8 protein-coding genes and 1 tRNA gene are annotated in these 9,643 nt (G+C 60.7%); 4 read left to right on the forward strand and 5 right to left on the reverse strand.

The genetic code is table 11. The features are described from left to right. Positions 1–231: 231 nt before the first annotated feature. Positions 232–621 carry a response regulator gene (locus JQ558_RS36765; protein WP_212271694.1) on the reverse strand — a complete coding sequence of 130 codons (390 nt, stop codon included), beginning with the start codon at positions 619–621 and terminating at the stop codon, positions 232–234. A 171-nt stretch (positions 622–792) separates the two neighbouring features. On the opposite strand from JQ558_RS36765, the gene JQ558_RS36770 reads away from it, so the two are divergent. Beyond that, positions 793–1,110 carry a PilZ domain-containing protein gene (locus tag JQ558_RS36770; RefSeq protein ID WP_212211833.1) on the forward strand — a complete coding sequence of 106 codons (318 nt, stop codon included), beginning with the start codon at positions 793–795 and terminating at the stop codon, positions 1,108–1,110. A 2,844-nt stretch (positions 1,111–3,954) separates the two neighbouring features. Here JQ558_RS36770 and JQ558_RS36775 read toward each other — a convergent pair. From JQ558_RS36775 to JQ558_RS36785, 3 genes are all read right to left on the reverse strand, one after another. Continuing rightward, positions 3,955–4,029 (reverse strand) — tRNA-Val (locus JQ558_RS36775). Between the two features lie 147 nt (positions 4,030–4,176). Next, entirely contained in the window at positions 4,177–5,457 is a 1,281-nt protein-coding gene (locus JQ558_RS36780) for a hypothetical protein (protein ID WP_212211831.1), read from the reverse strand. Positions 5,458–5,703: 246 nt separating this feature from the next. Further along, positions 5,704–6,393: a DUF1134 domain-containing protein gene (locus JQ558_RS36785; RefSeq protein WP_212296713.1), complete on the reverse strand. Its 690-nt coding sequence runs from the start codon at positions 6,391–6,393 to the stop codon at positions 5,704–5,706. 153 nt (positions 6,394–6,546) lie between these two features. Here JQ558_RS36785 and JQ558_RS36790 point away from each other — a divergent pair, with 153 nt between their 5' ends. Next, positions 6,547–7,011 carry a YHS domain-containing (seleno)protein gene (locus tag JQ558_RS36790; protein ID WP_249119418.1) on the forward strand — a complete coding sequence of 155 codons (465 nt, stop codon included), beginning with the start codon at positions 6,547–6,549 and terminating at the stop codon, positions 7,009–7,011. A 1-nt stretch (position 7,012) separates the two neighbouring features. On the opposite strand, the gene JQ558_RS36795 is transcribed toward JQ558_RS36790, so the two are convergent. Beyond that, the gene (locus tag JQ558_RS36795) at positions 7,013–7,840 is read right to left on the reverse strand and encodes a 3'(2'),5'-bisphosphate nucleotidase CysQ (RefSeq protein ID WP_212296714.1); all 828 of its coding nucleotides are present in this window, start codon (positions 7,838–7,840) and stop codon (positions 7,013–7,015) included. A 182-nt stretch (positions 7,841–8,022) separates the two neighbouring features. Here JQ558_RS36795 and chpT point away from each other — a divergent pair, with 182 nt between their 5' ends. After that, positions 8,023–8,670: a histidine phosphotransferase ChpT gene (chpT, locus tag JQ558_RS36800; protein ID WP_212296715.1), complete on the forward strand. Its 648-nt coding sequence runs from the start codon at positions 8,023–8,025 to the stop codon at positions 8,668–8,670. 194 nt (positions 8,671–8,864) lie between these two features. Beyond that, on the forward strand, positions 8,865–9,643 hold a 779-nt coding region (locus JQ558_RS36805), incomplete at its 3' end, for an Hpt domain-containing protein (protein WP_212296716.1).

Genomic DNA, 9,643 nt, shown 5'->3' on the forward strand with positions numbered 1-9,643 from the left:
AAGGCGACAGTAGCAAGGAGGAACTTTTTCATTTTGATCTTTCGTTTTATACTGTGTCTCTGCAGCTAGCGCGCAATACGCAAAAGTTGCTGTAGCGCGGATGACACACAGCGCGCCATACTGATTGAATCAGTGCCAGGCCCGGTCGGAACTTTAACGGCGCGCGGGCGGCAATCTAGGCGGTGATTAGCCTGCAGTTCGGCAACTAGCTCGGCAATTCCTCAGGCGGCCTCAGTCTGTCGGTGCCAGCGGTGCTGCATTCAGCAGATTGGATATTGCGGTTACGAGCTGCGCTGGCGCAAATGGTTTGGTGAGAAGGATGCTGTTCGGAACGCCGTGGACCGGCCATTGGTCGGCGGCAGCACCGGTCATGTAGACGACGGGGAAATTCGGGTCCAGCTCTCTCGCCTGTTTGGCGACCTCCCATCCGTCGATCCTACCGAGCAGATTGATGTCCGTTACCAAGACGCGATACGGGAGTTTCCTGCCCTTCAACAAGGTCACGGCTTCTTCGCCGGATGCTGCCAAAGCAGGTTCGTAGCCCCCTTCACAAAGTGCTTCGTCAAGGATCACTTGAACGGCGGGATCATCTTCGATGACGAGGACCAGAACAGTTTCCATCAGTTTTCCCCGCCGCCGAAAGTAACACGCGGTGGTCTCGGATTGGTTCCACCGCTTATGTACAAAAGTATACTTAGCTCATGCGCAGAAAGCTATTAAGCGCTTAGACGACCTTAATTCCTTTCCGTCACCATCCGGGAAAAAATGGCAGCTGGCTGACCGGAGAGTGGGATGGTAACTTCAAAGGAAAGCGAACGTCGGGTGAAGTTCGAACACGGCCTGAGCGCGCACATGATGGCCATTGACGGCACCTGGCGCCGGGACTGCGTCATCAATGATATATCTGACGGGGACGCCAAGTTGACGGTGAATGTCTCGATTGAAGGGCTACAGCTTAACGAGTTTTTTCTCCTGCTTTCCTCCACCGGTCTCGCTTATCGGCGCTGCTCTCTTAAATGGGTAAATGGAGACCAGCTGGGCGTCTCGTTCCATCGACAGAAGGGCAAGAAGGTTAACCGACCTTCGAAAGATCCTGAGTTTGCTGAATAACACATTGGGTCAGTTTGAATGTGGCAGCCCAGATGTCCAGGAATCCGCAGGCCAATGAAAAAGGCCACAGGCGTCGCGCGCTGCGGCCTTGCCGGGAAAATTGAATGTCAGTGCAATGCAGACTCCCAGTCCCGATAGCGCCGAGGCTGCCGCAAGACTTTTGATCCCGGAAGTTATATTTAGTGTTTCAAGAAGCGGAACATCCAGCATGTTGCAAGGGGGAGACAGTTCCTACCTCCCATTGCACGCATGCGGGACAAGTATGCAAGAAAAGCGATCGACTGTGCCGGCTATGTTGTTACGGTGCCAGCAGCCTCACTCGGGCTAAAGAAGCAATGATACCCCGACTTAGCCCCGCCCTAACCGGCGGGGTTTTTCGTCTGCGCGACATCGCTATAACCTGTCAGGTCTCCCAATCCATTGGCAAAAGGGTGCGTCAGTTCGCCATCTATATAGCCGCTAGAGCCTTAATGAGGTGGTGGGGCGGCATCATCGGAAATGGCCTTCGGCGTTCACGCCCGTCTGGGGTCGTCTCTCTTTGCGCGGCATCTGTAAGGCGCAACATGCGGGGAGACTGCATTCAAATGCTGCCTATTGCCCAGCAACCAACATGATCATTGCTATTACGCTTGCGGCAAACAACGCGACCGAGCCGAATACGAAAAGGGTGTGGTAGGTTTTGTCCTCGTCCACCTGATGCAGGTCCTCAAGCTTCGAGACTCGATCCTGTTTCAGGCATAGCCTAACTTTTGGCACGGACATTGCGGTCACTATTCCGGAGTACGTAATTCTACGAGCGTGTTGAGATCGGCACTGCGCGGTATCTTTGATCAACTCGAGGGACCGGGAATGTTCATTGTGCGGGGCAAGAGCGATCTGGCTGGGGACACGGAAGTGGTCCGGGACATGCCCGCTGACGCCATCGAGACATCAAACGATTTGCTTGCTCAAGGATGCACTCAAGTAACGATTGAAGCCGATGGCCGGGTCTATCCTGTGGCAGAGTTCGCGCGTTCCCTTATCGACCCCAGGGATTAGATAGGTGCTCAATTTTGGCGTCGCGGCGTTGGCATTGCAACGATCAAAACTAAATCCGTTCAAGACTGAGGGGACGACAGGGAAACCCCAATAACAATCAGCGCCCCCATCGCGAGAAGCAGCGAGGCATATCCCGCGATTTGCACCCAGTCCCAATGCTGACGCTGGTTCATCCTCAGATTTTCGACCGGCCAATTCGGGGCATTATGATTCAGGTCAACAAAAGCCCAAAAATGAGTAAGTGCCTCTGTCCCGGCTCAACATTCGCTTGATCGGCTAAACGTCGAGGCCACTGATTTGGAACGAACCTTCCGGGGGCGAATTCATTGGAGACTACCGGATGGCAGCTCAATGACATCCGTTGGAATGGCGGCCTCAGCTCTCCCCAGTGCTGGGGCCGTTTTTGTCTCGATAGCAAGTCCAAGCGCGATCCACGACACGGGCACAAACCAGGAATGGCACAAACTGACCTGAACCAAAGAGGAGGGGAGTTTCGGGAACAAGTGGCAATGGAGGTAGTCGAACAAATACGGCCGAAGCACGTCTCACCCCCGACGGGCCGTTTTCTTTTGGAGATGCAAGGATCAGGCGAACAGCTTCGCGCCGGCCGGCGTGAACTTCACATAGATGCCGCCCTCGTGCAGCAACAGCCACCCCCGTGCGACCGCTTGATCGAGGCCTGCCTTGTATTCGGCCGGACCCGTCAGGCAGATAGGTGAGAGAAGAGGCAGTCAGATACTGCCTATCCCCCACTCAACGGCATGAAGGCTGCAGTGACAAACGATCCGATCGGCCCGGCTACGCCGACCAGCGCGAAGTAAATCCTTGTACTCCATCCAAAGTCGCGATCCTGCGGCACTTCCGGGCATCATAACCCGGCTCGTCAGCGAGCTGTAGTCACTCTTCCGGAGTGCTCCGATACGCGATGGCTGTCGCAGGTGACCAAAGCGCTGATGAGCGGTCGGAAAACGCGAAAGAACGCGACGCTTCCGAATACGCACTCGGCAAATTCACTCTGCGCGCTGATTGGTCTGCTCCTTTGCGCGACAAACTGACCCGACGGGCAAATCACTTCCGATTTTAGGAAATCATGTCAAGCCTTAAATTTCCGAAAATCAAAAACATTTCTCTTCCCTTCCACCCCAAATCACCTGCACATCAATAGCCATCCCGTCCCAATCAGAGGGGCGTTGGCCATCGTCACGACGAGGGACGGGTTGCGGTGGACGCTGAGGTTGCGATTGACGGTCGCGGCTGAAGCGTACGGCGAAAGCGTGTGGTCCTGGCGCCCGTAACGGCGTCAAGTCTTTCAGGAGCTAACGCTTCCGAGGGACGACGGTGGCAATAGAGACCGTCTCACCGGGGAGAGCACGCCATAAGTCGTAAAGCCACTGCGCAGGGAATGTCGGATGCTCTCCGCTGCCCTGTATGCTCGTGTGCAGCTTTGTTTGCACTATTCGCACACGAGACCGCGGGTGCAGCGCGCATCCGGCATTCCCTGCGCCCTCTGAATTCATGAGGGCGAAACGATCCTTACAACTCGGGCCCTTCGCGCCGCGGGATCGCGGGGGTGTGTGTTTGACCTCAACTCGTCATGCGCGGGCTTGACCCGCGCATCCATCAATCTTCGCGAGGGCGTTTTTCGAAGACGATGGATTGCCGGGTCCCGTCTACGCCAAGGCTTCGACGAGGCACACAGCCCATAGGCTCGCCGAAGCTTTAGCGAAGGCGGCAAGCCCGGCAATGACAGATTGAATGAGGTGGCACTGCTTGAAATTCAAACCTGAGCTCGTCCGGTCAGGACGATGGTGGACGCACAAGGGATCGAACCTTGGACCTCTCCCGTGTGAAGGGAACGCTCTCCCGCTGAGCTATGCGTCCGGGATCTGGCGAAATCAGCGCCGTCAGAGCCCGCGATTTACGAAGTGAGGGCCCATAGTGTCAAGCAAACAAAGCGGCCGAATCGGGACATAGCGTTTTCGAGCGAAGTGGAGGCCGGTTCGCGTGAAGAAAACGCGTCAAAAAAAGTTACGCCCCTTGCTGGCGGGCGCGGGAGGCGTGCGACTGCAGGGCCCGGATTCGCTCGGCCAGGGTGCCGCCGCCTTCGGAAGGCGTGGTGGCGGCGGTGTCGTTGGCCGGCTTGGCCGGGGGCTTGGGAGCCGCCGGTTCCGCGGCCAGCATGGCCTCGATCGCCGAATTCGGCCCCTCCAGCTGGATCGCCAATTTCGCGACCTCGGCGGCGATGTCGTTGATGCGTTCGCGCAGCAGCGCGTTCTCCATCCGCTCGGTGGCCCAGGAGCTTTCGGCCTGCTGCTGGATCGCGTTGATGTCGCGCTGCAGCTTGGCGCGTTCGTCGCGCGCGACACGAAGCTGTTCCTCGACCGCGGCCTTCTCGCTGCGCAGTTTTTCGATCGCCGGCGAATTTCCGCCCTGGCTCAGGGCCGCGATCTCGACACGCAATTCCTTGGTCGTGCGCTCGGCGACGTCGTTGGCCTGCTTGAGCTGGTTGTTCTCGAATTCGCGTTCGGCCAGGAGCTTGCCCTGGGTGGCGAGCCGCGCCTCGAGATCGTTGACGCGGTTGCCGAGCATTTCGGCTTCCTTGACCTGGATGATCAGCTGCCGGTCCAGATCGGTGACGCGCTGGCTCAGATTTTCGACGCGGCTGCGCGCCTCGTTGAGTTCACGCGTCGCGTTCTCGGATTCGCTGCGCTCCTGCGCGAGCCGGGCTTGCGTCGCCGCGAATTCCTTTTCGGCGTCGCCGACGCGGCCCTTCAACTCCTCGATCTGCGTGCGCACCGCGACCAGCTCGACCTGGCGGCTGTCCGCCACCATCGAACGGTCGGACAGTTCATGATTGATCTTGGCAAGTTCGCCCTGCTTGTCGGTCAGCGCCCTTTCGGCGCCGCGCAGCATCTCGGTCTTGGCCGAAAATTCCTCTTCGGTGGCGCGCAGCTGTTCCTTCACCGCCTTCTCGCGCGCCTCGAGCCCGAAGATCGTGGCGTTCTTCTCGCCAAGCTCGATCTTCATGCGGTTGATCGCGTCGGATTTCTTGCCGAGTTCGGCAAGCTGGCTGGTGGTCTTGTTCTTCAGCTGGTCGACGCTCATCTCGAGCCGCCGCGCCGACATCGCAAATTCCGCGCGCAGCTGGTCCTTGTCGGCCTGGATTTCAGCCATCGACAGCGGGGTGGCCGCTTCCAGTCGCCGGGTCGTCAGCCGGACCGCGCGGTTATGCACCAGCGGCACGATCATCAGGCCAAACAGCATCGAGACCAGAAAACCGATCGCCAGATACATGATCGGTTCGATCATGGATGGTCACTCCCCGGGGGCGTAAAGAATTCGTTAATCACAATGCCATGGGGGACCGGCAAAAGGCCAGCCCAATGCCGCGTTAACCTGAATCGTGAAGATCAATGTGGGGGCATAGCGTTTTCGAGCGAAGTGGACCCCGGTTCGCGTAAAGAAAACGCGTCAAAACAAAAACTGGAGCCCGGTTCTGATGCAATCAGAACCGATCAGGCTCCGCTGTTCAGGAAACCGTTGCTCAGGAAAAGGTCAGAACGGGTTCCAGGTCGCGCGCGGGGTAAATTTGAGATAGCCGATATTGGCGCCGAGCCGCAGACCGATGCCGGAGCGGATCGGCACCAGCACGATGTTGTTGGCGGTGAGCGCGGTCATGCCGAAGCCGCCGACGATATAGGCCGAGCCGTCGATGCCGACGAAGCGCTGATAGATCGCGTTGGTGGCGGGCAGATTATAGACCAGCGTCATGGTGCGGGCGCCGTCGCCGCCCCAGTCGAAACCGACCGACGGGCCCTGCCAGTAGACCCGCAAGTCGCCGGCGTTCTTGGTGTAGAGGGTGCCTTCGCCGTAGCGCAGGCCGGCGACAAAGGCGCCGGAGCCTTCCTCGCCGAGCACGTAACCGTTCGGCAGGCCCCATTGGCTCACCGCGCGCTCGATGATCGATGCCAGCCCGCGCGAGACGTTGCCGAAGAATTTGTGGCCGGCGTTGACCAGCTCGTCCGGCCCATAGGTCGCCGGGCCCTGCGCGCGCTGCGGCGGCGGCGCCTGCTGGACCTGCTGGTACGGCGCTTGCTGCACCGGAGCCTGCTGGTACGGCGCCTGTTGGCCCGGTGCCTGCAGTGGCGCCTGTTGCATCGGCCCCGACTGCTGCGCAGGTGCGGGCACAGTCCAGCACATCAGCGCGGCGAGCGTTACCGCGGCAAGGCGTGAGACGAAAATCATCAAAGAACCCCTGGTATCGAAATTCTGGCCGCCGCCTTAACCTGACGCCAACAAGCACGGCTCTAGGTTGCGTCCAGTGTCCCCTCGACTCGTATGTTATCGGTATCAACTATGACGGCACAACGGCAGGAAAGATATGGTTGGCGCCCCGGAATGGCCATTTTCGCCCTGTGGGCAGGCTTTTTCGGCGTTCTCTGCCATGATTTCACCGCCCTTGCCGCGACCACCGAACGCGTGGTGGTCAATCGCTATTCCGGCCTTGCGATCGAGGGGTTTGATCCCGTCGCCTATTTCACCGATTCCGTGGCCGTCCAGGGCGTGGCGGATTTCGAGGCCGCCGAGGCCGGCGCCGTCTGGCGCTTTCGCAACGAGGGCAATCGCGCTTCCTTTGTCGCCCACCCCGAGGTCTATGGCCCGCAGTTCGGCGGCTACGATCCGGTCGATCTCGGGCGAGGCGTTACCTATGCCGGTAACCCGCGGTTCTGGGCGGTCGCAGGCCAGCGGCTCTTTCTGTTCGGCCGCGAGGAAAACCGCGATGCTTTCAAGGCCGATCCTTCGCGTTTCCTGAAAGACGCCGCCGCCCACTGGCCTCGGCTCGAACAGGGTCTGGCGCAGTAAATCAGAAGGAGGCCTCCGGATCGCCCCAGGCGATGAATTCCGGCACGATGAAATCTTCGCGGCCGGCACCAAAATGCAGCGCGGCGCCGGTTGAATTCGTGATCTTGCCGCCGGCGGCTGTAACCACCGCATGGCCCGCGGCCACATCCCATTCGCAGGTCGGCGACAGGCGGGGATAGATATCGACCGCGCCTTCCGCCACCCGGCCGAACTTGACCGCCGAACCGAGCTCGGCGCGCACCGCTCCGGGCCGTGCGGCAATAAAGGCTTCGGTGCGGTCATCGCCATGTGAGCGGCTGACGGCCACGGTCCAGGCTTTTCCCCTGATCGGGCAGGGCCGCGTCCGGATCGGCTCGATCCGCGGCGCGCCGCCGTCAATAAGGGTCAGCCGCTCGGCGCCCCGGCCGACGATGCCGCGCCAGATCAATCCGAGCGCGGGCGCGCTGACGATGCCGAGCAGCGGCACTCCGGCGGTCACCAGCGCCAGGTTGACGGTGAATTCGGCGCGGCCGGCGACGAATTCCTTGGTGCCGTCGAGCGGGTCGATCAGGAAGAAGCTGTCCTTGTAAGGCAGCTTCGCCAGATGCGTCCGCTCCTCGGACAATGACGGTATATTTGGCGCCAGCCGCGCCAGGCCTTCGCCGATGATGCGGTCGGCGGCAAGATCGGCTTCCGTGACCGGCGATCCGTCGGTCTTGCCATCGACCGTCATGGCGGCGCGGTTGACGGCAAGGATCGCGGCGCCGGCCCGGATCACCAGATCGGTCAGCGGCTCGATCAGGGCGCTGGCGGCCACATGATCGATAACGGGCGGAGTTGCCTCATTCATAAGCGGGCTCATTTGCTGTTGGTGTTCCCTTGACCGGTGCCGCCTGACGACGGGTACCGGCGCTCCTGTGCTGGCCGCACGCGCCTGCGCAGTGTATCAAACCACCGAGCATGCGTGATTCGTAATTGTCCGCCGGCAGTCTTGCAGCGATTGGGGACTGCGCGGCCTTCCAGGAAAATCTGATGTCTGACACTCCGTCTCCCGGCGTCGCTCCTGACGCCCTCGAACTTGCGGCACTGCTGTGTTCGCGGGTCTGTCATGATCTCATCAGTCCGGTTGGCGCTATCGTCAATGGGCTGGAGGTCCTCGACGACAATCCCAAGGCCGAAGATCGTGAATTCGCGCTCGATCTGATTCGCAAGAGCGCCAAGACCGCCTCGGCCCGGCTGCAGTTCTGCCGGCTGGCGTTCGGCGCGGCCGGCTCGGCCGGCGCGCAGATCGACCTCGGCGACGCCCAGACCATGGCGCGCGGCCATATCGAGGACGGCAAGATCACCATCAGCTGGAATTTGCCGCGGCTGCTCTTGCCCAAGAACCGCGTCAAGCTGCTCCTGAACATGCTGGTCATTGCGCAGCAGACCATTCCGCGCGGCGGTACGCTGACCATCGACCCGATCGGCGAGGGCGAGACGATGAGCTTTCGCGTCACCTCGGCCGGCCTCAACGCCCGCGTGCCGCAAAACATCGCCGACTTGCTGAGCGCAAGTTCGACCGCCGCGATCGATGCGCATGCGGTGCAGCCATATTATACCCGGCTTTTGGCGCAGGCCTGCGGGCTCGCCGTGACGCTCGCGCTCGACGGCGACAACGTGCTCGTGACCGCCGCCTGAGCGCCGCCACGCGGCGATTATGGTTAACCAAAGGTTGATATTGGACGGCTGGATTCATTGCAGCCGTCTTATCTCTTTGTTGAGGCCGTTCTTTTCCATTTGCTCAACCAATATTAAACGCTTTGCATAGAAGCTGGCCAAGTTCCGTCGGGGCACGTCGATGTCGCGTGCCGGTGCGTGCGAAGGCCGGTTTCATGGATGATTTGTTGCGGGAATTTTTGACCGAGACCAGCGAGAGCCTGGATACGGTCGACAATCAGTTGGTGCGGTTCGAGCAGGACCCGAACAACGCGAAGATTCTGGATAACATCTTTCGCCTGGTGCACACGATCAAGGGCACCTGCGGCTTCCTCGGCCTGCCGAGGCTGGAAGCGCTGGCCCATGCCGGCGAGACCCTGATGGGCAAATTCCGCGACGGCATGCCGGTCACCGCCGGCGCCGTCACGCTGATCCTGTCCTCGATCGATCGCATCAAGGAAATCCTCGCAGGTCTCGAAGCCACCGAGAACGAGCCGGAAGGCAGCGACGAGGACCTGATCGAGAAGCTGCATCTGTTGGCGGAAGGCGGGACGCACGATGCGCCGGCGGAAGCCGTTGCCGAACCCGCCCCCATGATCGCTTCGCCCCCGGTTCAGCCCCAGGCTCCCAAGGAGGCGCAACTGGCTCACGGCACGCTGGTGGATCAGGTGCTGGAACGGCCGCTGCGTCCCGGCGAAGTCTCGCTCGATGAACTCGAGCGCGCCTTCCGCGAGACCGAAATCGAACTAGCTCCCGCGCCCGTCGCCAAGGCCGCAGTGTCGGCTCCGGCGCCGGAAGCCGCCCCGGCGAAGGTGGAAGCCAAAGCCAAGCCGGCCCGCAAGGCGGCCGCCGCCGCCGATGTCGGTGACGTCCAGGAGGCCGACAAGATCGCCAACCAGTCGATCCGCGTCAACGTGGACACGCTGGAACATCTGATGACCATGGTCTCCGAGCT

It is taken from the genome of Bradyrhizobium sp. AUGA SZCCT0160, assembly GCF_018130105.1.
Classification (GTDB): Bacteria; Pseudomonadota; Alphaproteobacteria; order Rhizobiales; family Xanthobacteraceae; genus Bradyrhizobium.

Bases quoted from the DNA above. Each gene is read 5' to 3' on its own strand.
- JQ558_RS36770 (WP_212211833.1), top strand. From the start codon at position 793: ATGGTAACTTCAAAGGAAAGCGAACGTCGGGTGAAGTTCGAACACGGC.
- JQ558_RS36785 (WP_212296713.1), bottom strand. From the start codon at position 6,393: ATGATTTTCGTCTCACGCCTTGCCGCGGTAACGCTCGCCGCGCTGATG.
- JQ558_RS36780 (WP_212211831.1), bottom strand. From the start codon at position 5,457: ATGATCGAACCGATCATGTATCTGGCGATCGGTTTTCTGGTCTCGATG.
- JQ558_RS36765 (WP_212271694.1), bottom strand. From the start codon at position 621: ATGGAAACTGTTCTGGTCCTCGTCATCGAAGATGATCCCGCCGTTCAA.
- JQ558_RS36790 (WP_249119418.1), top strand. From the start codon at position 6,547: ATGGCCATTTTCGCCCTGTGGGCAGGCTTTTTCGGCGTTCTCTGCCAT.
- chpT (WP_212296715.1), top strand. From the start codon at position 8,023: ATGTCTGACACTCCGTCTCCCGGCGTCGCTCCTGACGCCCTCGAACTT.
- JQ558_RS36795 (WP_212296714.1), bottom strand. From the start codon at position 7,840: ATGAATGAGGCAACTCCGCCCGTTATCGATCATGTGGCCGCCAGCGCC.